This is a genomic window from Caulobacter sp. GSs2, from assembly GCF_058680895.1.
Genome location: NZ_CM178725.1, coordinates 2793324 through 2814292, shown reverse-complemented (window position 1 = coordinate 2814292; position 20969 = coordinate 2793324). Strand labels below are relative to the sequence as shown.

The window sequence follows — 20969 nt, the reverse complement described above, 5'->3', positions numbered from 1 at the left end:
CCGCTTCTGTCGATCTATCCCGCACTGGGTTTCAGGCGGCTAGAGCATTTTCCGACGAAGTGGACGCCGATCCAGTCGGATCGGAAAATGCTCTAGCGACAGCCGTTTCTCAGAACTCTTCCCACGTCTCGCGGACGGCCGTCGCAGCTGAGCCGCGGGAGACCGGACGCGCGCCGCCCCCTGGCCGACTGGCCTGCGATGGAGGTCTGGCGGCCGGACGGGCGGATGCGGCGGGCCGCGTATCGGCCACGCGGAAAGCCGAAATCAGATTGACCAGTTCGGCCGTTTGATCCTTGAGCGAGTGTGTCGCCGCCGTCGTCTGCTCGACCATGGCGGCGTTTTGTTGCGTCACCTGGTCCATCTGATTGACGGCGGTATTGACCTCATGCAGGCCCGTGGCCTGCTCCTGGGCTGAAGCGGAGATCTGGACGATCAAGGTGTCGATCTCGGCAACCTTGGCGACGATGCCGCGCAGGGCGTCGCCGGTTTGTCCCACCAGGTTCACGCCCTGACTGACCTGCTGGGTCGAGGAGGAGATCAGTGTCTTGATCTCTTTGGCGGCGTCGGCGGAGCGTTGGGCGAGAGCCCGCACTTCCTGGGCGACGACCGCGAAGCCGCGACCCGCTTCACCGGCGCGCGCCGCTTCGACCCCGGCGTTCAGGGCCAGAAGGTTGGTCTGGAAGGCAATCTCGTCGATCACGCCGATAATGTTGCCGATTTCGCGCGACGAGCTTTCGATCTCGCCCATGGCGGCCACGGCCTGGTCGACCACGATGCCCGAGCGCTCGGCTTCGGTCTTGGCGCCCGCCACAACCTCGGACGCCTGCTTGGCGCCCGCTGCGGAGCGCCGGACGGTCGAGGTGATCTGGTCGAGGGCGGCGGCGGTCTCTTCCAGACTGGCGGCCTGCTGCTCGGTGCGGCGCGACAGGTCGTCAGCCGCGATGCCGATTTCATCCGAGCCGGCGCGGATATTGCCGGTCACACCCGAAATGCGACCCATGGCCTCCTCGAGCGTGCCAACGGCGCTGTTGAAATCGTCCTTCAGCTTCTGGAACTCGGGCTTCACCTCGTCGTCAAGCCGGCTGACCAGATCGCCCCGGGCCAGATGGGCGAGCGCCGTGGCCAGGCTTTCGACGAGCCTGGTCTGGCATTGCTCGTTCTCGATACGCGAGGCCTCAAGTCGCTGGCGATCGGCTTCGATGGTCTCGAGATAGATCGAGATGGCGAAGTCCATGTCGAGCATGACCGCCTTCATCAGGGCGCTGACAGCCTCGCCAGCCTGGGCGGGGTCGCCCTTGGCCATGAAGCCCTTGGGCCAGAGCGAGTCGACTGTGGCGCGCAACAGCCGGTCCATGACCAGGGCGTAGCCGCCGATATACCAGCGCGGCTCCAGGCCAATGCGCGCGTGAACCTGACCGATGGTCCGGACCGTATTGACATAGGTGTCGCTGAACTCGGCCTGAGCGATGACGTCCCAGTGCGCCGCCTGGCGACTGCTGGCGGCGTCCATGTGCCGCTCGTCCTTGAAGAACTTGCTGGTCTCTGGTGTGGTCTTGACCTTGCCGTAGAAGACGGAAAGCGCGGGGCTGATTTCCTTGCGAATGAGCGGCCGCAGATCCCGCAGCGCCTGTCGCGCACGGTCATCCAGCCCCATAAACGCCACGCGGTCGTTTAGGTCATGATCCTGGCTCATCGGCTTTGGTCCGTCCTGGGGTGCAGCTTGTGGGAGGACCCTCTGCCCGCATGCTTAACGCAGCCTTAAATATTCTCGCCCTAGGTGCGTCATCTCGCCACACTCGCCAAAGAGTCGCGACCGGCCGAGGGGCGCTTAGCCCCCCTGCTTCATGGTCTCCCGGGCAATGATCACCTGCTGGATCTGGCTTGTGCCCTCATAGATCCGGAAGATCCGCACGTCGCGATACAGGCGCTCGATGCCGTAGTCGGCGACATAGCCGGCCCCGCCGAAGATCTGCACGGCCCGGTCCGCCACGCGGCCGACCATCTCGGACGCGAACAGTTTCGAGGCCGCCGCCTCCAGTGTCACGCCCTGCCCCGCATCGCGCTTGCGGGCGGTCTCCATGACCAGGGCCTTGGCCGCCAGGGCCTCGGTCTTGCTGTCGGCCAGCATGGCCTGGATCAGCTGGAAGTTTGAGATCGCCTGGCCAAACTGCTTGCGCTCGCCGGCATAGGCCACGCAATCCTTGATCAGCCGCTCGGCCACGCCCACGCAGACGGCGGCGATGTGCAGGCGGCCGCGATCCAGCACCTGCATGGCCACCTTGAAGCCTTCGCCCTCTTCGCCCAGGCGGTTCCAGGCGGGCACGCGGACATTGTCGAAGGTCACATCGTGGATATGGGCGCCCTGCTGGCCCATCTTCTTCTCGGGCTTGCTCACGGACAGGCCCGGCAGGCCGCTGGGGACCAGGAAGGCCGAGACGCCAGAGCCGCCCTTGGTCTCGGGACTGGTCCGGGCCATCACCGTGAACAGCGACGCCTTGCCGGCGTTGGTGATGTAGCGCTTGGAGCCATTGAGCACGTAGTCGTCGCCGTCGCGGATGGCCAGCGTGCGGACAGAGGCGCTGTCGGAACCGGCTTCCGGCTCGGTCAGGGCGAAACTGGTGATGATCTCGCCCGACGCGATGCCGGGCAGCCACTTGGCCTTCTGCTCGTCGGTGCCGAACATCACCAGCCCCTGGCTGCCGATGCCGACATTGGTGCCGAACGCCGACCGGAAGGCCGGAGAGGTGCGGCCCAGCTCGACGCCGACCAGGCATTCCTCTTCCATGTTCAGACCCAGGCCGCCGAACGCCTCGGGGATCGACAGGCCAAACAGGCCCAGGCTTTTCATCTCGTCGATGACGTCCTGCGGAACCGCGTCATCCTCGGCCACCTTGGCCTCGATGGGCCGCAGGCGCTCGGCGACGAAGCGGGCGACCATGTCGAGCAGCTGGTCGCGGGTTTCGAGATCGAGGGCCATGGCGTTTCTTCCTGCGTCAAACACTTGTTTTGACGCCGACTGTAGCCCGCAGAATCAGGAATGGAAGGCCCGGCGCGGAGGCCGGGCCTAAATCACACTAGTGCTGATCGCGCTCCTGACGGGCCAGAACGCTGTTGCGCAGGCCAAACAGCACATAGACCGCCACGCCGATCAGGTGGGCGTAGAGGAAATAGAGCTGGGTCTTGGTCGGCAGGCTGGAGAACAGATAGAGGCAGCCCAGGATCGCGCCCGAGGCCACGACCGGCCAGATCGGGGTCGAGAACACCCGCTGACGGCCCGGATCCTTGATCCGCAGGATGATCACCGACAGGCCCACGGCGATGAAGGCGGCCAGGGTGCCGGCGTTTGCCAGCTCGGCGATGTCCTTCAGCGACAGCCAGCCCGAGATCAGGGCCGACAGGGCGCCCGTCAGCAGGGTCATCAGCACGGGCGTGCCGGTCTTGGCGTTGACCCGGGCCAGGGTCTTGGGCAGCAGGCCGTCGCGGGCCATCACGAAGAAGATCCGGCTCTGGCCATACATGAAGGCCAGGATCACGGTCGGCAGGGCGACCACGGCGGCCAGGGCCACCAGCTGAGCGACCTTGGGGTGGTTCAGGCTTTCCAGGATGAAGACCAGCGGGGCCTCGCTCTTGGAGAACACCTCGGTGCGCGAGGCGCCGATCGAGACGGCGGCGACGATCATATAGATCACCGTGCAGACGGCCATCGAGCCGACGATGCCGATGGTCAGGTCGCGCTTGGGGTTCTTGGTCTCCTCGGCGGCGGTCGAGACCGCGTCAAAGCCGTAGAAGGCGAAGAAGATCAGGCTAGCGGCGGCCATGACCCCCACCTTGACCCCGTCGGCGTCGGGGGTGGCGGCAAAGCCCTGCGGCATAAACGGCGTGAAGTGGCTGATGTCGAAAGCCGGGATGCACAGCACCACGAACACGGCTAGGGCGATGATCTTCACCGCCACCAGCACCATGTTGACCGTGGCGCTCTCCTTGGTGCCCAGGGCCAGCAGGCCGGCGACGGCGAAGGAGATGATCACGGCGGGCAGATTGACGATGCCGCCCATATGCGGACCAGCCAGCAGGGCTTCCGGCGTGCCGATCATCCGGAACAGGCCCGTGGCGTGGGCCGACCAGCCGACGGCGACGGCCGCGCAGACCAGGGTGTATTCGAGGATCAGGCTCCAGCCGACGAACCAGGCCACCGGCTCGCCCATGGCGACGTAGCTGTAGGTATAGGCGCTGCCCGAGGCTGGGATCATGGTCGACAGTTCGGCATAGCAAAGCGCCGCGCAGGCGCAGACCGCGCCGGCGATCAGGAAGGACAGGATCACGCCCGGTCCGGCCAGACCCGCGCCGATGCCGGTCAGGGTATAGATGCCGGTGCCGACGATGGCGCCGACACCCAGGGCGACCAGGTGCGGCCAGCTCAGGGTCTTCTTCAGTTGATGGCCGTCATGGCCCGCCGCGATGGCGTCGATCGACTTGCGGCGCGTCCAGAAACTCAAGGCTATTCCCTCCGACTTGGTCTTCCGCCGCGACCATGGGCTGGGCGACGTGTTTCGCCAAGACGTGCGCGATCGGCTGGGGCATTTCCTGCCAAAGATTGTCGGTGGAGCGGGCTTTGCCCGCAAATTCTCTCCGGCGAGCCGCGACGCCTAGAAGAAGGCCCGCGTCAGGCCGTAGGCCAGCGCCGCCACAGCCAGGGTGGAGAGGCCCAGGGCCGCGGCCAGCTTTGGTTTGACCTGCAGCAGGGCGGCGGGACCCAGCTTGGCCGAGATGGCGCCGACACCGGCCAGCAGCAGGAAGCTGGACAGGGTGGCCAGGGTGGCGACCAGCGCTTCGGGCAACAGGCCAAGACCGCGCAGGGCGGCCAGGGCGGCGAAACCCAGGACGAAGAGCGGCGGCCCCTTGAAGCTGGTCTTGCCGCAGCCGTCCTGGGTGCGGCTCAGCAGCACGCCGATCAGCACCACCGCCGGGCCTAGCCAGACGATGCGGGCCAGCTTGGCCAGGGCCGCGGCGCTGGCGGCGTCCGGCGAGACCGACGAGCCCGCGCCGGCCACCTGGGCGACGTCATGGATGGAGAGACCAAAAAACACGCCGGCCTGGTGGGCCGTAAAGCCCAGGGCGTGAGCGATCGGCGGATAGGCCAGCATGGCCACGGTCGAGAGCAGATTGACCCCGATGATCACCAGGGCCGTGGTGCGCTGGTTGGCCGGACTGGCCGGCGCGGCCTGCGCGGCGGCGAGAGCGGCGGAGGCGCCGCAGATCGAACAGGCCGCCGCGGCGATCAGAGCCTCGGCCAGGGGCAGTCCCAGGGCCATGCCGACGCCGGCGCCGACGGTGAGGCCGCCCAGCACCACAGCGCCGCTGGCCAGAATCGCAGGCCCGCCCAGCAGGGCGAACTCGCTCCAGGTGATCTGGGCGCCCATCATGGCCACGCCCAGACGCAGGCCCGGCTTGGCCCAGATATCGAGACCGGCCGCCAGCCTGGCGCCCAGGCCCAGGGCGCCCAGGCCCATGCCCAGCACCACCGCCAGAAGCGGGGCCGGCGCGTGCAGCAGGTGGGACAGCGGCTTGGCCAGCAGGGCGATCACGAGCCCCGCGATCAGGCCCGGCCAAAGCTTGCCCGCCTCGAAGCGGAAAGCGCCCAGTCTGGCGACGGCGGCGTTCATCCCTGGACGGGGGCCGGGTCGAGGCCAAGTGTCTTGTCGGCCAGGGCGCAGCGGCGACCCAGGCGCTCGTTGAGACGGCGGACGGTGTTGCTGCCGGTGCGCTCGAAGGCGAAGGGCAGCAGGCCGTGGATCAGGCAGGCCAGACCCGCGCCGATCAGGGTGAAGCCAAAGCTCCAGGCCACGCCCATGTGCTGACCATAGGTCTCGCCAACCGCTTCCGGATGGCGCGTGAACGGCTTCAGCATGAGAACCCCCGATTCGTCGTCAGGTGTCCCAGCATGAAGCGGAACCAGAGAATGGCATTACTGGATGCGCTGCCGTTTTCACCGTATGGAGAACTTCATTCTCGAACGGGCCGGAAATGAAGATGATTGATCTCGATCACATCGACCGCAGACTGTTGGCGATCCTGCAGGAAGACTCCACCGTCCCGATCGCCGAACTGGCCGAACGCGTGGGCCTGACCCAGACGCCGTGCTGGAAGCGGATCAAGCGGCTGCAGGACGCCGGGGTGATCACCGCCCGCGTCGCCCTGCTGGACCGCGACGCCCTGGACCTGTCCCTGACCGTATTCGTGGCCGTGAAGACCGGCCGCCATGACGAGGCCTGGCTCGCGACATTTGCCGCCGGGGCCCGCGCCCTGCCCGAGGTGGTCGAGTTCTACCGGATGAGCGGTGAGGTCGATTACCTGCTCAAGGTCGTGGTCCGCGACATCGCCGCCTATGACCGTTTCTACAAGCGTCTGATCGCCACTGCCCCGCTCACCGACGTCAGTTCCAGCTTCGCCATGGAGCAGATCAAGTTCACCACCGCCCTGCCGATCACCACGGCCTGATGGCGTCTTGATCCTGTCACCCTTGCAGCCTCAATTGCGGGGGCGACAGCGGAGGGCGGACCATGGACACGACGCGACGGGGCTTGTTGATCGGCGGCGCGGCGCTGGCCCCGGCCCTTGCGGTCGCAGCGGAGACCGCGGTCGATCCGAAGGCCCCGCCGGCGATCCGCGCCCATCTGGGCGTCACCGAAAATCCCTATGGTCCCAGCCCCGCCGCCCGCAAGGCGGCCATGAAGGCGCTCGACGACACGCCCTATTACGCCTGGTCGCTGGAGCCGCCGTTGATCGCGGCCATCGCCAAACGCGAGGGCGTCGATCCCGATAGGGTGGGCCTGTGCAACGGCTCGCTTGAGGCGCTGTCGCTGCTCTCGGCCCATTTCGCCAAAACCGGCCCGATCGTCGCGCCCCAGCCGACCTATGCGACGCCCCTGCTCTATGCCGAGCGCCAGGGCGCCAAGCTGGACTGGATCCCGGTCACCGGCGCCCACCAGATCGATCTGCCGGCCCTGACGGCAAGAGCCGAAGGCGCGGGCTGCGTCTATGTGTGCAATCCCAACAATCCGACGGGCCTGCTGATGGACCCCGACGCCCTGCGGGCCTTCTGCGTCGCGGCGGCGAAGTCCGCGCCGGTGATCGTCGACGAGGCCTATATCGAGATCAGCCCCGATCCCGTCCGTCACTCGATGATCGACCTGGTCAGGGCCGGCCACGACGTGGTGGTCGCCCGCACCTTCTCCAAGGTCTATGGCATGGCCGGCCTCAGGGTGGGCTTCATCATCGCCCAGCCGCAGCGGGTCAAGCAGCTCAAGAGCCTGATCCCCACGCACAAGGGCCGGCCCGGCCTGGCGGCGGCCCTGGCCTGCTATGGCGACGCGACCTATCTGGCCGGAACCAAGGCCTATCTGGAAGGCTGCCGCGAGAAGATCTACGCCATCTGCAGGGCCAACGGCCTGGGCTACCTGCCGTCGTTCGGAACCTATGTCTTCGTCGACACCGGCAAACCGAACCTGGCGTTCCAGAAGACCTTGGCGGCGATGGGCGTTGAGGTGCGGGTGTTTGACAGCCCCCTGCACCCCACCTGGATCCGGGTCGGCACCGCCAGCCCGGCCGAGCTGGATGTCTTCGCCGAGGTCTTGCCCAGAGCGCTGAAGGCCTAGCTCGCTCCCCCTTCGGGAGGGCGATGGGCCGGCCCGGAAGCGGGATGATCTGGCGGTGACTGTGACACCCGTCACATACGGCGTCACGATCGTGGCCCAGGATGGACGCTGGTAAAGGCGCGCCAAGTCCTGCGCCCCTTTCCCGTGATGAGAGTACTGTGGGGACCGATGACCGGTGTAGTTTCTCGTCCGCGGGCGGATCTCGCGCGTGCGGAGGGCCTTAGGCCACGCGTCGCGTGGGATCCGGCCAAGCGCGTCTTCGACGTCGTTGCGGCCCTGGCCCTGCTGGTGTTCTTCGCGCCTTCGCTGCTGCTGGTGGCCCTGCTGATCCGCCTGGAATCGCCCGGCCCGGTGCTGTTTCGCCAGGCGCGGGGCGGCCTGAGCGGGCGGCCGTTCATGATCTACAAGTTCCGCTCCATGCGTTGCGACGACAGCGGCGAGACCGTCGTGCAGGCGGCGCGCGTCGATGACCGGATCACCCGCGTGGGGCGCTTTATCCGCAAGACCAGCATCGACGAACTGCCCCAACTGCTGAACGTCCTCAAGGGCGACATGTCTCTGGTCGGCCCCCGTCCCCACGCCCGGGTCCATGACGAGCACTACGGCGGACTGATCCCCGGCTACGCCCTGCGCCAACGGGCGCGTCCGGGCCTGACGGGCCTGGCCCAGATTCAGGGGCTGCGTGGCGGCACCGAAGATATTGAATCGATGGCCCGACGCGTCAGGGCCGACATCGCCTATATCGAGACCTGGTCCTTCGCGGCCGACCTGCGGATCATGCTGCTGACCGCCCCGCATCTGCTGGGGGCGGAAAACGCCTACTAGAGCATTTTCGAGCGAAGTGGATTCCGGTTCGCGTGAAGAAAATGCGTTAAAACAAAGAACTAGAGCTCCGGACTGACGCAGTCAGGACGGAAAATGCTCTAGGCTCTAGTCCGGCCACAGATCCTGGATGTCGCCCTTGCGGTTGAGCATGTGGGTGGCCCGCTTGATCACCGCCAGCAGGCGCTCCTTTCGACCATCGCTATCGTAGGTCAGGGTCGAGCGGGCCAGGCCTTCCAGCATGAAGCGGGCCAGGTCGCGGCTAGCCTGAAACCGTGGGCCGGCGCCGGCGTGCAGGATCTTCAGGAAGTGATCGCCGGCCTGGGCGCGGTCGAACTCGGCCTGGGCCGGGGTCAGCAGGGCCTGGATGGCCGGATCGGTGCGACCGGCGGCCTCCAGTTCGGCGAAAGCCATGAACGGCACGCTCTGCAGCAGATCCCAGTAGCTGTCGATGGCGTGCTCGGTGACGTCAGCGCCCAGCGGCAGGGTGTCGGCCGCCGCGCGGAACAGGGCTGAACGCTCAGCCTGGACATGGGCCACAGCGGCCTCCACCAGCGCCTCGCGGGTCGGGAAGTGATACAGCATCGCCCCCCGCGTCAGGCCCGCCGCATCGGCGATCACCGGGTTGCTGGCGGCGTGATAGCCGATCTGGGCGATCAGCTTCATGGCGCAATCGAGAATCCGCGCCCGCGTCTTCAACGATTTCGGGGTGTCCTTGGCAAGGCGGGCAGCGTCCATCGTCCTGATCTAGTGCGGGCCATGCTGCATCGCAACAGTCGTTCGCCGCCTTGCGCCGCGCGGCGCGGCATGGCGGCGCTCGCCACGCGCCCTGCCTGGTGTCCGCCCTGGTCCGGCGCCTGTTTTCGAGGCGAAACGGCGCCCTGCCGAGGGGCGCCGGAGACGGGCCAAAGGTTACCAAAGGCTGAAGGTTGCGGCCGGGTTTCATCAAAGCGACATGCAATCAGCTTAATCGCCGGATCTCTCGCCGAAGGTCGCGACCAATCCGGGGGCGGATCGACCAGGCGCAGCTACCGGGGACCCGCATGAGCGCCGAATCCGCTGTCCGCCACTATCGCAGCATCTTCATCAGCGACCTGCATCTGGGCACCCGGGGGTGCCAGGCCGAGCTGCTGCTGGACTTCATCCGCCATGTCGAGTGCGACACGCTGTATCTGGTCGGGGACATCATCGACGGCTGGAAGCTGCGCAGCGGGTGGTACTGGCCGCAGGCCCACAACGATGTGGTCCAGAAGATCCTGCGTCTGGCCCGCAAGGGCACCGAGGTGATCTATGTCCCCGGCAATCACGACGACCGCATCCGAGACTTCTGCGGCGTGCATTTCGGCGGTGTCGTAGTGGCCCGCGACGTGATCCATGAGACCGCCGACGGCAAGCGCTATCTGGTGGTTCACGGCGACGAATTCGACGGTGTGGTGCAGCAGGCCAAGTGGCTCGCCTTCCTCGGGGATTGGTCCTATAGAACCATCCTGATGCTGAACACCTTGCTGAACCGCGCTCGGCGACGCATGGGTTTCGGCTACTGGAGTCTCTCGGCCTATCTGAAGGTCAAGGTGAAGAACGCTTTGCATTTCATTGAGAACTTCGAGTCCGCCGTGGCCGACGAGGCGCGCCGCCGGGGCGTCGACGGCGTGATCTGCGGACACATTCACAAAGCCGAGATGCGCGACATAGACGGAATCACCTACGTCAACGATGGTGACTGGGTGGAAAGCTGCACCGCCCTCGTCGAACATGCCGACGGTCAACTTGAAATCCTCGAATGGGCCAAGCTACGCTCGTGGTCGGTGATCGACCGCAAGCTGGCGGCGCCCGCCACCGAGCCCCTGCCGGAGCCTGCCGCCGCCTGATGCGGATACTTCTCGCCACAGACGCCTGGGAACCTCAAGTCAACGGCGTGGTTCGCACCCTCACCCGGGTGGTCGACGAACTGCGCGCCATGGGCCACGAGGTCGATGTCGTCAGCCCTGACCAGTTCCCCACCTTCCCGCTGCCGACCTATCCGGAAATCAAGCTGGCGATCGGCGCCTATGAGCCGGTGCAGGACCGCTTCAAGTCGTTCGAGCCCGAAGCGATTCACATCGCCACCGAGGGTCCGATCGGCCTGGCCGCCCGCCGCATCTGCCTGGAATGGAAGCTGCCGTTCACGACCAGCTATCACACCAAGTTCCCGGAATATGTCTCGGCCCGCCTGCCTTTGCCGCTGGCCGCCGGCTACACCTATATGCGCTGGTTCCATAAGCCCTCCGGACGCCTGATGGTGGCCACGCCGACCATGCGCGACGAGCTGGCCAAGCACGGGTTCCGCAATCTCTCGCCGTGGTCGCGCGGCGTCGACACCGACGTCTTCAAGCCGCGTGCTGCGGGCGAGCCCGACCTGTTCGCGGGCCTTGCACGCCCGATCTTCCTCAATGTCGGCCGCGTGGCCGTCGAGAAGAACATCGAGGCCTTCGCCAGCCTGGATCTGCCCGGCACCAAGGTGGTGATCGGCGACGGTCCCCAGCGCGAGGAACTGGCCGAGAAATATCCCGAGGTGAAGTTCCTGGGCGCCAAGTTCGGCGAAGAACTGGGCCGCTATTTCGGCTGCGCCGACGTGTTCTGCTTCCCCTCCCTGACCGACACCTTCGGCCTGGTGATCCTGGAGGCCATGGCCGCCGGCGTGCCCGTGGCCGCCTTCTCGGCCCCTGGCCCCATCGACATCATCCCCGGCTCCAACGCCGGCGCCCTGGCGCCGGGCCAGACCGACGGGCTGCGCGAGGCCTGCCTGGCGTGCCTGGAGCTGGACAAGACCGTGGTCCGCAAGTTCGCCGAGGGCTTCTCGTGGCGCGCCTGCGCCGAGGAGTTCTTCCGCAACCTGCAGCCCTATCCCGAGCCGGAAAAGACCCGGTTCTGGCGGCGGTTGCGACGGCTGGCGCGACTGCGCGGCCGGACGGCGGCCTAGAGACCCTCCCCGCCCCTCCTGGCCGGCGTTGCGGTTGTCCAGCCCCGAAAGGGGAAAGACGGTCGCGAAGCAAGCCGTAGGGGCAGGCGAGACCCGAAGCGTCCGTGCCGCTGGCCGCACATCGTTTTCGACACCGATCAATTTCCAGGCCGAGAGACCTGCTAGGCTCTCCACAAGTACGGCGCTCACGCCGAGGTGGTGATTGACATGGCCGGCAACGACACACGGACCCGCGACGTCATCATCATCGGCGGCGGACAGTCGGCTCTTGCGACGGCCTATTTCCTTCGCCGCACGACCCTGTCCTTCGTCATCCTCGATGGCGAAACGCAGGCCGGAGGCGCCTGGCGCCACGCCTGGCCCTCCCTGCGCCTGTTTTCTCCCGGGCAATGGAGTTCATTGCCCGGCTGGCCAATGCCTCCAACCGAGGCCGCCTATCCCGGCCGCGACGAGATCATCGACTATCTGGCGCGCTACGAAGAGCGCTACGCCCTGCCCGTCGAACGCCCGGTCGAGGTCCTGGGTGTCACGCGCGCTCTCGACGGCCTTGAGGTGACGACAGACCGCGGGGTCTGGCATGCCCGGGCCGTTGTCAGCGCCACCGGCACATGGCGAGCGCCCCATGTGCCCCAGTACCCGGGTCAGCAGCAATTCCGGGGCCGGCAGATCCACTCAGCGAACTATGTCGACCCGACATCCTTCGCCGGTCAGACGGTGCTGGTTGTGGGCGGTGGCAATAGCGGCGCGCAGATTCTGGCGGAAGTGTCGGCCGTGGCTCAGACCATATGGGTAACCCCGCAGTCGCCGATCTTCCTTCCTGACGACGTTGACGGCCGGGTGCTGTTCGAACGCGCCACGGCGCGCTGGAAAGCCCAGGACGGGACGGGGCCTGCGGGGCCGCCGCCGGGCGGCCTTGGCGATATCGTCATGATTCCGGCCGTTCAGGAGGCGCGAGCTCGCGGCGTCCTCAAGGCGGTGCGGCCCTTCAACCGGTTCACGGAGACCGGGGTGATCTGGGCGGACGGAAGCGAGACACAGGTCGATGCGGTCCTCTGGTGCACCGGCTTTCGACCCGTCCTGAAGCACCTGACCCCACTGGGCGTCGTCAATGCCGAGGGCAAGGTGGCGGTCGACGGGACCCGATCAATCCAGGAGCCCCGTCTGTGGCTGGTAGGCTACGGCGAGTGGACGGGCTTTGCCTCGGCCACCCTTGTGGGCGTCATGCGCGGCGCCCGGCAAACGGCGCAGGAGATCGATGAGGCCCTGAGCCCGGCTCGGCATCAGCCGGCCTGAGGACGGACTCAAACCTCCGTCTGCGCCCGGCCCGCCCCCTAATCCGCCTCGCCCTTGCGCCGCAGGCACGGCTTGAGGATCACCTTGTCGATCCGCGAGCCGTCCATGTCGACGATCTCGACATCGAAGCCGCCCAGTTCGACGATCTCGCCCTCGCGGGGGATGCGGCCCAGGCGGTCGAGGATCAGGCCAGCCACGGTGTGGTAACCGCCCTCGGCTTCGAAGGCCTCGCCCAGGGCGTCGTTCAGTTCCTGGATGTCGAGGCGGGCGTCGACCAGCCATGAGCCGTCTTCGCGACGCAGGATGCGGGTCTCGGTGTCGTCGTGGCTCTCGGGGAAGTCGCCGGCGATCATTTCCAGCAGGTCGATGGGGGTGATCACCCCCTGAACCGAGCCGAACTCGTCGACCACCAGGGCCATGTGCAGCGGGGTCTGCTTGAACAGGGCCATGGCGCGCAGCAGCGACATGGTCTCGGGGATGGCGATAGGCTGCTGGACGTGGGCGAGCACGTCGATCGGGCCACCGGAGAGGGCTGCGTCGAGCAGATCCTTCTTCAGGACCACGCCGATATCGCCGTCGAGATCATCATCGGTGGCGACCACGATGCGCGAATAGCGGCAGCTGCGGATCTCGGCCAGGATCTCCTCGGGCGTGTCGGCCAGCGAGATCCAGAACAGGTCGCGGCGCGGGGTCATGGCCACGCGCACCGGGCGGTCGCCCAGGCGCAGCACTTCCTGGATCATCGAGCGCTCTTCGGGCTCGATCAGCCCGGCGTCGGCGCCTTCGGCGAGGACGGTCTCGACCTCTTCGGCGGTCATGTCGTTGGTCCGCTCGTCGCGCACGCCCATCAGCTTGAGGATGGCGGCGGTCGAGACGGTCAGGATGGTCACGAAGGGGCGCAGCACCAGGGCGACAATGGCCAGGAACGGCGCCATGCGGCGGGCGATGGCGTCGGGGAACAGCAGGGCCAGGCGCTTGGGCACCAGCTCGCCCAGAATGACCGAGACATAGGTCAGGCCGATGACCACCACGATGGTGGCGATGGCCTCGGAATGCGGCCCGACCACCGGCATCGGCTCAAGCCAGAGGTCGAGCGCCGCTGCGATGGTGGCCTGGCCATAGGCGCCGGCCAGGATGCCGATCAGGGTGATGCCCACCTGCACGGCCGACAGGAACCGGGTCGGATGCTCCGCCATGGCCAGGGCCAGCTTGGCGCCCTTGTCACCGCGATCGGCGAAGGTCTGGAGCCGGGCCCGGCGGGCGGAGACAACCGCCAGTTCAGACATGGAGAAAACCCCGTTCAGCAGAACGAGGAGAAATACGACAGCGAGCGCGAGGAGGATCATAGCCCTAGGGGGTCAATGACACGGCGCCGGACGGCGACCGCGACCCTGACTTCCTTGCGCGGCGAGGGTGAACCGTTGACCCACTATACAAAAGAAATCGCCGCGGCCCATAGGGCCGCGGCGAGGTAAGTTTGGTCGGGGAAAAAATTAGGCGTCTTACGAGGCCGGACGCGCCATCGAGGTCTTGTTCTTGACCACGTTCTTCTGGGCTTCGTGCTGGCCGGGGGGCAGCGGGATCAGACCGCGACCCTGCAGATAGCCACCGCGACCCGAAGCGGCGTCCGAGGTGAACTCCGACAGGAACTCGGCCAGGCCCGGCGTGACGCCGATGCTGGACTTCTTGACGTAGATGTAGAGCGAACGGGCCAGCGGATAGGAGCCGTCCGAGATGGTCTGGGCGTTGGGCTTCACGCCGTTGACGCTGGCGCCCTTCACCTTGTCCATGTTCTCTTCGAGGAACGAATAGCCGAACACGCCCAGCGAACCGGGGGTCTTGGTCAGGGTGCCGACGATGGCGTTGTCGTTCTCGCCAGCGTCGATCCAGCCGTCAGCGCGCAGCGGGTCGACCTTTTGCTTGAACAGCTTTTCGTTGTTCGAGCGCAGTTCGTCGGCGGTGGGGAACTTGCGGGCGCCGGCCTCGATGCCTAGTTCCACGAAGGCGTCGCGGGTGCCCGAGGTGGGCGGCGGGCCATAGACCTGGATGCGGTTGCCCGGCAGGCCCGGACCGACGTCATCCCAGCTGTTGTTGGGGTTCTTGACCCACTGGCCACCCTTCAGGATCTGGGCCGACAGGCCCAGGAACAGGTGCTCGGTCTTGAAGTTGTAGTCAGCGCCGTCCTTGTCGGTGGCGACAACGATGCCGTCGAAGCCGATCTTGATCTGGACGATGTCCTTGATGCCCTTGGCGGCGCAGGCGTCGAACTCGGACTTCTTCATCGGACGCGAGGCGTTGGCGATGTCGGGGAAGCCTTCACCGGCGCCCGAGCAGAACAGCTTGATGCCGCCGCCGGTGCCCAGCGATTCGACCTTGGGGGCCTTCTTGCCGGTCTTCTTGGCGAAGTTCTCGGCCACGCGGGTCGAGAAGGGGAAAACGGTCGAGGAGCCGGCAGCCCAGACATAGTCGCGGGCGGCGTGGGCGGGAACGGCGGCGAGGCCCGACAGGGCCACGGCGGCGGCCGCGCAGGAAAGAAGCTTCTTCATGGAGAACTCCTGGAAATCTCTAAGGCGTGGGGAGGAAGCGGGCCGCGTCAGGCGGCCCGCTTGATAGTCAGGTCTTAGAAGTCGAACTGGGCGCGCATCTGGAACGTGTCGACGTCGACATCGTTCAGCTGCGTGTTGACGCCCGTGGTCAGAGGGTTGTCGTTCTGGGCCTTGGTGTAGTTGGCCTGGAAACGGACGTAGGGGTGGGGATACCAGTTCAGACCAGCGGTCAGGGCGGTGTACTTGCCGGCCGTGGCCACGCCCTTCAGGTCGGTCAGGTCGACCGAGTCATAACGCAGGGCAGCTTCCCAGGCGCCCATGCCACCGGCGGTGACCGGCGACAGGATGCGCGTGCGGTTGAACTCGCCGCGAGCGGCTTCGTAACGGCGGGTCTCGCCGGTCAGGAAGAAGCTGCCGGTGACGTAGAAGGAGTCCAGCTCAACGTCCGAAGCCGTACCGGTGCGGTCGGCGGTGATGCGGGCGTATTCGGTCTGCAGCGAGAACTGCTTGTGCAGCAGGGCGGCTTCCAGGCCGATCGTCTTGTCGTGGACGCCAACGGCGCCCGACGAGGTGTAACGCGCGCCGTAGTTGGTGTTGTTGCGGACCTGATAGGTGAAGTTGGCTTGGTCGCCGCGATCGCGGTAACGGCCCCAGACGCCCAGGTGCAGGGTGGTGGTGTCGGTGACGATCGGCGCGATGGTGAAGCGGCCGTTGTAGCCGAACGTTTCCTTGGAGCCCGTGGCCGAGTTGGTGGCGACATCGGCGTTGTTCAGGCTGTCGCCCGACAGAGCGACGGCGGCGGTCCAGTTGGGGCCGTTGGTCTTGACTTGCAGGTTCATCACGCGACCGGCGTTGATGAAGTCGTTGAACGCACCGCGTTCCATCATCGTGTTGTAGCGCGACGAGGTGATGTCCTCGAGCGAGACGGTCTTGAAGTTACCGACGATGATCGAGGTGGTTTCAGTGGCCTTGTACTCGAGGGTCAGGTCTTCCCACTGGGTGGCGCCGCCGCCGCTGGAAATGCTGGCCTCGGCCTTGTAGGCCCATTGACCGTTCCAGGTGCCTTCGACGCCCAGACGGGCGGTGCGCAGGCGGGTGTTCCAGGCCTTGAAGTCAACGCCGGTACCGGTGCGATCGACGTCCTGATAGACGACGTCTTCGTACACGCGGCCGCGGACCTTGAAGGTCAGGGTGTCGTTGGCGAACTGAGGCGCGCCCTTCCAGCTGGTGGTCGTTTCTTGAGCTTGAGCCGAAACGCCCAGGCCGAGCGCGAGCATGACGCCCAGCGCGGACCCGCCGACCAGCGAGGTCTTGGTGATCATGTGAGAATTCCCCTTAAGGCTGCCCCTGGCCTCTCACCCCTCTTTCGAGGAGCGGGATCAGGATTACAGCGGCTTAACGGGCTCCCATGACGGTTCAGGCACCGATTTGTGACAGCCTGACGACAAGCGTTTTCAAGGGGTTAACCTGTGGCCAACTAGACACATAATCCTCAGTCGTCAGAGTAAACGGCTGCGAATGATCTGCGACAGCAGGTCAATCAGCGACACGGCCACCACGATGACCAGCACGATGCAGCCGGTCTGGTCGTACTGAAATCCGTTGACGGATTCCAGCAGCACCTGGCCGATGCCGCCCGCCCCGATCAGCCCCAGCACGGTGGCCGAGCGGCTGCTGGATTCGAAGCGGTACAGGGCATAGCTGGTCCACAGCGGTGCGACCTGCGGGATCACGCCCCAGACGATTTCCTGCAAGGGCACGGCGCCGGTGGCGCGCACGCCCTCGACCGGGCCCTTGTCGATCGACTCGACCGCCTCGGCGAACAGCTTGGCCAGCACGCCGCCGGTGTTGAACATCAGGGCCATGACGCCGGCGAACGGCCCCAGGCCCACGGCGGTGATGAAGATCAGGGCCACCACCAGGTCGGGCAGCGAACGGATCAGGTCCAGCGCCCGGCGCACCGGCTGCTGGATCCACACCGGGGTGATATTGCGCGCGCCCAGCAGGCCCAGCGGAATGGCGACGATGATGGCCAGGGCGGTGCCCCACAGCGCCATCTGGATGGTCTGCCACATCTTGCCGATATAGGTGGACCAGTCCATTTCCATGAACAGCTTGGCGTCGCCGAACGGCGCGAAGAAGCCGGTGGCGAACTCGCGCATGCGGCCCGCTTCGGTGAACAGCTGCGGGAACTTGTCGATCTCGGCCGGCCTGAAGCTGATGATCAGCAGGCCGATCACCCCGCCCCACAGCAGGATGTCGAAGGCCAGGGCCGAGGCCGACTTCTTCGGCGGCGGCGGAATGGTGTCGCTGCTCATGGACAGGCTCAGTTGGCCGGCGCGGGCAGACCGGCCTTGCCCTCGGCGGCGAGACGTTCGGCCTTGACCCCGTCGAGAGTCTTCTGGGCGGCGGCGATCTTGGCCGCGTCGCCGGTTTCCTTGGCCAGGCCAAACTGCTCCAGGGCTTCCATTTCGCGCACCACCAGCAGGTGGGTGTCGTCGGCGGCCAGGAAGCCGCCCATCGACAGCTTGGCCAGGTTGGCGCGCTGCTGGGCCGCTACGGGCGTATCGCCCTGGCCATAGGTCAGGAAGAACTGGCGGACCTTTTCCTTGGTCACCGGATCCAGCGTCTTGCGCCAGACGATCGGATCTTCGGGCAGGGTCGGCGATTCCCAGATCACCTTGACCTTGTTCAGCTGGGCCGCGCCGCGATCGCCGTTCAGGCGCAGGGCCGTGGTGTTGTTGGTCGCCGCGTCCAGCTTCTTGTTGGCCACCGCGAACAGGTTGGCGTCATGGCTGGCGCTGAGCACGGTCTTGAAACAGGTGTCAGGCTTCTTGCCGGCCGGGATGAACACATAGGTCATCGGCGCCAGGGTGCCCGAGGTCGACTTCTTGTCGCCGATGCCGAAGTCGAGCGTCTTGTCGCATTTCAGCAGATCCTGCAGCGTCAGCTTGCTGTCGGCCGGCACGATGATCACCGACTTGTAGCCGTCGGTGCCCGACGGATCGAAGGTGCGGGCGAAAACCTCGCCGCCCGAGCGGCGCACGGCTTCCAGGCCCGACTGGTTGGAGAACCAGCCCACATCGGTCTGGTCGGCGGCCATGGCCACGATCAGCGACGAATAGTTGGACGAGAAGAACGGCTTCACCTTCATGCCGGTCTGCTTTTCCATGTCGGCCAGGATGGGCTTCCAGTAGCTCTCCATGTTCTGGGCCGACTCGGTCGACAGGATCGAGAACACGATGGTGTCCTTGGGCCCCTCGGCGACCGGCTTGGGCGAGCAGGCCGACAGGGCCAGGGTGGCTGCGGCGGCGATAAACAGGCTGCGGCGGATCATTGCGGAGCTCCTTCCCAGAATACGTCCTCGAATTCCGGGCCGTAGATGTCGATGAGTTGTTCGCGTTTCAGGCCGTCGGCCGGGCCGTCATAGACCTTCTTGCCGGCCTTCAGGGCCACGACCCGGTCGCAGTAGCGCAGGGCGTAGTCCACCTGGTGCAGGGTGACGACCACGGTCAGGCCGTCGGATTTGTTGAGATCGCGCAGGATCTCCATGACCTTGCGGGCCGAGACCGGATCCAGCGACGCCACCGGCTCATCGGCCAGGATGATCTTGGCCTTCTGGACCAGGGCCCGGGCGATCGCGCCGCGCTGCTGCTGGCCACCGGAAAGCGTGTTGGCGCGCTGGGCGGCGTAGTCGGAGACCCCCACCCGGTGCAGGGCGGCCATGGTCGCGGCCTTGGTCTCGTCGGGCCAGGCGCCGAACACGCCGCGCCAGAACGGGATGCGCCCCAGTGAGCCAAGAGCTACATTGCTGAACAGCGACAGGCGGCCCACCAGGTTGAACTGCTGGGCGATGAATCCGATGCGCACCCGGGCCTTGCGGACCTGGTCGCTGACCTTGCCCCGAGCCTGTACGGGCCCGCTGAAGGCGGTGATCACGCCGTCACCGCTCTTGTCGTCTTTCGGCGCGTCGATGGTCTGCAGACCATCGATCGAACGCAGCAGCGTGGATTTGCCCGAGCCCGAGGGGCCGATGAGCGCGATCATCTCGCCGCGACGAACGTCGAGCGAAACGGCGTCCAGCGCCCGACGAGACCCAAAGGTCTTCGAGGCGGCGCGGATCGAGAGAACTGGGTCCGACGTCATGGTCGGGGCGAATCCTTAACGGGGTTTCTGGCCAAGGGGAATGCGTTCACCGCTTTGGCGGCGGTTCGCAATGGATTTGTGACAGAGGGTGGATCAAATCACCTCAGGACCGGCCCCCAAAAGGGACTTTACATCGGGGGGCTATGCCCCTATTTCGCACGGCTCCGGCGGACCCGAAGTCCTCATAAGCGCTGCTAACGCCGGCTAGGTTTAACTTTTGCAGGGGTCTACGTGAATTGCACACGTACCATGAACCCCTGGACCTGGTCCGTGAGCGGTCACCGGAACGTCCCGTCGCACTCGTGCGACCCGACGCGGTGTCCGTAGCGGCGCGCTGGTTCCAGGCTGAATTTAAAGGCGACGTCTTTTACGCGGTGAAGGCCAACCCTTCGCCGTGGGTGATCCGCGAGCTGGTTGACGCCGGCGTGCGGTCGTTCGACGTCGCGTCGCTCAACGAGATCGAGCTGGTAAGCGAACACGCCCCGGGCTCGCGCATGGCCTTCATGCACCCGGTCAAGAGCCGGGTGGCGATCTCGGCCGCCTATTTCGATCATGGCGTGCGGACGTTCTCGTTCGACACCCACGAAGAGCTGGCCAAGATCCAGGACGCGACCGGCAACGCCAAGGACCTCAACCTGATCGTCCGCATGGGCGTGCAGGCCGAGGGCGCGGCCTACAGCCTGTCGGGCAAGTTCGGCGTCGAGCCGCATGCGGCCCCGGCCCTGCTGCTGGCCGCCCGTCGCGCCACCCAGGACCTGATGGGCGTCAGCTTCCATGTCGGCAGCCAGTGCATGCGGCCCACCGCCTATCAGGCGGCCATGGCCCAGGCCTCGCGGGCCCTGGTTCGCGCCGGCGTGCTGGCCGATGTGGTGGATGTGGGCGGCGGTTTCCCGTCGATCTATCCCGGCATGGTGCCGCCGGTCATGTCCGAATATCTGGCCGCCATTGATCGCGGCTTCGCCGAGATGATGGTCCACGAGTCGACCCAGCTGTGGTGCGAACCCGGCCGGGCCCTGGTGGCAGAAGCCTCCTCCTTGCTGGTCAAGGTCGAGCTGAAAAAGGGCGACGCGCTGTATCTGAACGACGGGTCCTATGGCTCGCTGTTCGACGCGGCGCACATGAAGTGGCCCTTCCCGGTCAAGCTGTATCGCAAGAACGGCCCGGCGGGCGGCGAGATGGTCGAAGACAGCCTCAAGCCCTTCCGCTTCTACGGCCCCACCTGCGACAGCATCGACCACATGCCCGGCCCGTTCTATCTGCCGGAAAGCGTCGACGAGGGCGATTACATCGAGATCGGCATGCTGGGCGCCTATGGCGTGGCCATGTCGACCCGCTTCAACGGCTTTGGCGAGAACGAGACCGTCGAGGTCCAGGACGCGCCCATGGCCTCGATGTACGGCCTGGCCAAGCGCTCGATCCCGACCCACAAGCCGGAGTCGGAAGAGCGCAAGGTCGTTCGCTTCTCGCGCCCCAAGGGTGCGGCCGGCAAGCGCAAGCGCCGTCGCTAGTTCGACACCGTTCGCCACTAGATCATTTCTGAGTTAAACC

The 20969-nt window shown here is 66.3% G+C and carries 19 protein-coding genes; 7 read left to right on the top strand and 12 right to left on the bottom strand.

Annotated elements, in window-relative coordinates; translation table 11 throughout:
• Nucleotides 1–109: 109 nt before the first annotated feature.
• The 5 genes from ACW17Z_RS13730 to ACW17Z_RS13710 all read right to left on the bottom strand — a co-directional run bounded on the left by ACW17Z_RS13730 (nucleotide 110) and on the right by ACW17Z_RS13710 (nucleotide 5908).
• Nucleotides 110–1693: a methyl-accepting chemotaxis protein gene (locus tag ACW17Z_RS13730; RefSeq protein ID WP_492056404.1), complete on the bottom strand. Its 1584-nt coding sequence runs from the start codon at nucleotides 1691–1693 to the stop codon at nucleotides 110–112.
• 135 nt (nucleotides 1694–1828) lie between these two features.
• Entirely contained in the window at nucleotides 1829–2977 is a 1149-nt protein-coding gene (locus ACW17Z_RS13725) for an acyl-CoA dehydrogenase family protein (protein ID WP_419252936.1), read from the bottom strand.
• 97 nt (nucleotides 2978–3074) lie between these two features.
• Nucleotides 3075–4496, bottom strand: a complete 1422-nt coding sequence (locus ACW17Z_RS13720) for an amino acid permease (RefSeq protein ID WP_492056403.1) — start codon at nucleotides 4494–4496, stop codon at nucleotides 3075–3077.
• A 150-nt stretch (nucleotides 4497–4646) separates the two neighbouring features.
• The gene (locus ACW17Z_RS13715) at nucleotides 4647–5663 is read right to left on the bottom strand and encodes a putative sulfate exporter family transporter (RefSeq protein WP_492056402.1); all 1017 of its coding nucleotides are present in this window, start codon (nucleotides 5661–5663) and stop codon (nucleotides 4647–4649) included.
• Entirely contained in the window at nucleotides 5660–5908 is a 249-nt protein-coding gene (locus ACW17Z_RS13710; protein ID WP_419252939.1) for a DUF6356 family protein, read from the bottom strand. The genes ACW17Z_RS13715 and ACW17Z_RS13710 overlap by 4 nt, the downstream gene beginning before the upstream one ends.
• 122 nt (nucleotides 5909–6030) lie before the next feature.
• Between ACW17Z_RS13710 and ACW17Z_RS13705 the strand changes: the two genes are divergently transcribed.
• From ACW17Z_RS13705 to ACW17Z_RS13695, 3 genes are all read left to right on the top strand, one after another.
• Nucleotides 6031–6498 (top strand): Lrp/AsnC family transcriptional regulator, encoded by a 468-nt coding sequence (locus tag ACW17Z_RS13705; protein ID WP_492056401.1) that lies wholly within the window; start codon nucleotides 6031–6033, stop codon nucleotides 6496–6498.
• Nucleotides 6499–6560: 62 nt separating this feature from the next.
• Nucleotides 6561–7655, top strand: a complete 1095-nt coding sequence (locus tag ACW17Z_RS13700) for a pyridoxal phosphate-dependent aminotransferase (RefSeq protein ID WP_492056400.1) — start codon at nucleotides 6561–6563, stop codon at nucleotides 7653–7655.
• A gap of 168 nt (nucleotides 7656–7823) precedes the next feature.
• On the top strand, nucleotides 7824–8480 hold the full coding sequence (locus ACW17Z_RS13695) for an exopolysaccharide biosynthesis polyprenyl glycosylphosphotransferase (RefSeq protein WP_419318864.1): 657 nt from the start codon (nucleotides 7824–7826) through the stop codon (nucleotides 8478–8480).
• A gap of 105 nt (nucleotides 8481–8585) precedes the next feature.
• Here ACW17Z_RS13695 and ACW17Z_RS13690 read toward each other — a convergent pair whose 3' ends face one another.
• A complete protein-coding gene (locus tag ACW17Z_RS13690) occupies nucleotides 8586–9215 on the bottom strand; it encodes a TetR/AcrR family transcriptional regulator (protein WP_492056398.1) in 630 nt (209 codons plus the stop codon).
• A 305-nt stretch (nucleotides 9216–9520) separates the two neighbouring features.
• Here ACW17Z_RS13690 and ACW17Z_RS13685 point away from each other — a divergent pair, with 305 nt between their 5' ends.
• The 3 genes from ACW17Z_RS13685 (at nucleotide 9521) to ACW17Z_RS13675 (ending at nucleotide 12729) form a co-directional block, all read left to right on the top strand.
• A complete protein-coding gene (locus ACW17Z_RS13685) occupies nucleotides 9521–10345 on the top strand; it encodes a UDP-2,3-diacylglucosamine diphosphatase (protein WP_419318866.1) in 825 nt (274 codons plus the stop codon).
• The gene (locus ACW17Z_RS13680) at nucleotides 10345–11436 is read left to right on the top strand and encodes a glycosyltransferase family 4 protein (RefSeq protein WP_492056397.1); all 1092 of its coding nucleotides are present in this window, start codon (nucleotides 10345–10347) and stop codon (nucleotides 11434–11436) included. The genes ACW17Z_RS13685 and ACW17Z_RS13680 overlap by 1 nt, the downstream gene beginning before the upstream one ends.
• 207 nt (nucleotides 11437–11643) lie before the next feature.
• Nucleotides 11644–12729, top strand: coding sequence for an ArsO family NAD(P)H-dependent flavin-containing monooxygenase (locus tag ACW17Z_RS13675; RefSeq protein WP_492056396.1), 1086 nt, complete (start codon nucleotides 11644–11646; stop codon nucleotides 12727–12729).
• Between the two features lie 38 nt (nucleotides 12730–12767).
• Here the strand turns inward: ACW17Z_RS13675 and ACW17Z_RS13670 are convergent, their stop codons facing one another.
• The 6 genes from ACW17Z_RS13670 to phnC all read right to left on the bottom strand — a co-directional run bounded on the left by ACW17Z_RS13670 (nucleotide 12768) and on the right by phnC (nucleotide 19421).
• Nucleotides 12768–14075 (bottom strand): hemolysin family protein, encoded by a 1308-nt coding sequence (locus tag ACW17Z_RS13670; protein ID WP_492056395.1) that lies wholly within the window; start codon nucleotides 14073–14075, stop codon nucleotides 12768–12770.
• A gap of 156 nt (nucleotides 14076–14231) precedes the next feature.
• Nucleotides 14232–15275: a substrate-binding domain-containing protein gene (locus ACW17Z_RS13665; RefSeq protein WP_492056394.1), complete on the bottom strand. Its 1044-nt coding sequence runs from the start codon at nucleotides 15273–15275 to the stop codon at nucleotides 14232–14234.
• Between the two features lie 74 nt (nucleotides 15276–15349).
• Entirely contained in the window at nucleotides 15350–16597 is a 1248-nt protein-coding gene (locus tag ACW17Z_RS13660) for an OprO/OprP family phosphate-selective porin (RefSeq protein WP_492056393.1), read from the bottom strand.
• A 177-nt stretch (nucleotides 16598–16774) separates the two neighbouring features.
• Nucleotides 16775–17593 carry a phosphonate ABC transporter, permease protein PhnE gene (gene phnE / locus ACW17Z_RS13655; RefSeq protein ID WP_419318871.1) on the bottom strand — a complete coding sequence of 273 codons (819 nt, stop codon included), beginning with the start codon at nucleotides 17591–17593 and terminating at the stop codon, nucleotides 16775–16777.
• Between the two features lie 8 nt (nucleotides 17594–17601).
• Nucleotides 17602–18612 (bottom strand): phosphate/phosphite/phosphonate ABC transporter substrate-binding protein, encoded by a 1011-nt coding sequence (gene phnD / locus ACW17Z_RS13650; protein WP_419318872.1) that lies wholly within the window; start codon nucleotides 18610–18612, stop codon nucleotides 17602–17604.
• Nucleotides 18609–19421 carry a phosphonate ABC transporter ATP-binding protein gene (phnC, locus tag ACW17Z_RS13645; protein ID WP_419318873.1) on the bottom strand — a complete coding sequence of 271 codons (813 nt, stop codon included), beginning with the start codon at nucleotides 19419–19421 and terminating at the stop codon, nucleotides 18609–18611. Before phnC ends, phnD begins: the two co-directional genes overlap by 4 nt.
• Nucleotides 19422–19657: 236 nt before the next feature.
• On the opposite strand from phnC, the gene ACW17Z_RS13640 reads away from it, so the two are divergent.
• Nucleotides 19658–20929 carry a type III PLP-dependent enzyme gene (locus ACW17Z_RS13640; RefSeq protein WP_492056392.1) on the top strand — a complete coding sequence of 424 codons (1272 nt, stop codon included), beginning with the start codon at nucleotides 19658–19660 and terminating at the stop codon, nucleotides 20927–20929.
• Nucleotides 20930–20969: the final 40 nt, after the last annotated feature.

Excerpts from the sequence above, each read along its gene's own strand:
- ACW17Z_RS13700 (WP_492056400.1), top strand. The coding sequence starts at position 6,561 with ATGGACACGACGCGACGGGGCTTGTTGATCGGCGGCGCGGCGCTGGCC.
- ACW17Z_RS13680 (WP_492056397.1), top strand. The coding sequence starts at position 10,345 with ATGCGGATACTTCTCGCCACAGACGCCTGGGAACCTCAAGTCAACGGC.
- ACW17Z_RS13705 (WP_492056401.1), top strand. The coding sequence starts at position 6,031 with ATGATTGATCTCGATCACATCGACCGCAGACTGTTGGCGATCCTGCAG.
- ACW17Z_RS13695 (WP_419318864.1), top strand. The coding sequence starts at position 7,824 with ATGACCGGTGTAGTTTCTCGTCCGCGGGCGGATCTCGCGCGTGCGGAG.
- ACW17Z_RS13690 (WP_492056398.1), bottom strand. The coding sequence starts at position 9,215 with ATGGACGCTGCCCGCCTTGCCAAGGACACCCCGAAATCGTTGAAGACG.
- ACW17Z_RS13730 (WP_492056404.1), bottom strand. The coding sequence starts at position 1,693 with ATGAGCCAGGATCATGACCTAAACGACCGCGTGGCGTTTATGGGGCTG.
- ACW17Z_RS13685 (WP_419318866.1), top strand. The coding sequence starts at position 9,521 with ATGAGCGCCGAATCCGCTGTCCGCCACTATCGCAGCATCTTCATCAGC.
- ACW17Z_RS13660 (WP_492056393.1), bottom strand. The coding sequence starts at position 16,597 with ATGATCACCAAGACCTCGCTGGTCGGCGGGTCCGCGCTGGGCGTCATG.
- ACW17Z_RS13675 (WP_492056396.1), top strand. The coding sequence starts at position 11,644 with ATGGCCGGCAACGACACACGGACCCGCGACGTCATCATCATCGGCGGC.
- phnC (WP_419318873.1), bottom strand. The coding sequence starts at position 19,421 with ATGACGTCGGACCCAGTTCTCTCGATCCGCGCCGCCTCGAAGACCTTT.
- ACW17Z_RS13665 (WP_492056394.1), bottom strand. The coding sequence starts at position 15,275 with ATGAAGAAGCTTCTTTCCTGCGCGGCCGCCGCCGTGGCCCTGTCGGGC.
- ACW17Z_RS13710 (WP_419252939.1), bottom strand. The coding sequence starts at position 5,908 with ATGCTGAAGCCGTTCACGCGCCATCCGGAAGCGGTTGGCGAGACCTAT.
- phnE (WP_419318871.1), bottom strand. The coding sequence starts at position 17,593 with ATGAGCAGCGACACCATTCCGCCGCCGCCGAAGAAGTCGGCCTCGGCC.
- phnD (WP_419318872.1), bottom strand. The coding sequence starts at position 18,612 with ATGATCCGCCGCAGCCTGTTTATCGCCGCCGCAGCCACCCTGGCCCTG.
- ACW17Z_RS13670 (WP_492056395.1), bottom strand. The coding sequence starts at position 14,075 with ATGATCCTCCTCGCGCTCGCTGTCGTATTTCTCCTCGTTCTGCTGAAC.
- ACW17Z_RS13725 (WP_419252936.1), bottom strand. The coding sequence starts at position 2,977 with ATGGCCCTCGATCTCGAAACCCGCGACCAGCTGCTCGACATGGTCGCC.
- ACW17Z_RS13715 (WP_492056402.1), bottom strand. The coding sequence starts at position 5,663 with ATGAACGCCGCCGTCGCCAGACTGGGCGCTTTCCGCTTCGAGGCGGGC.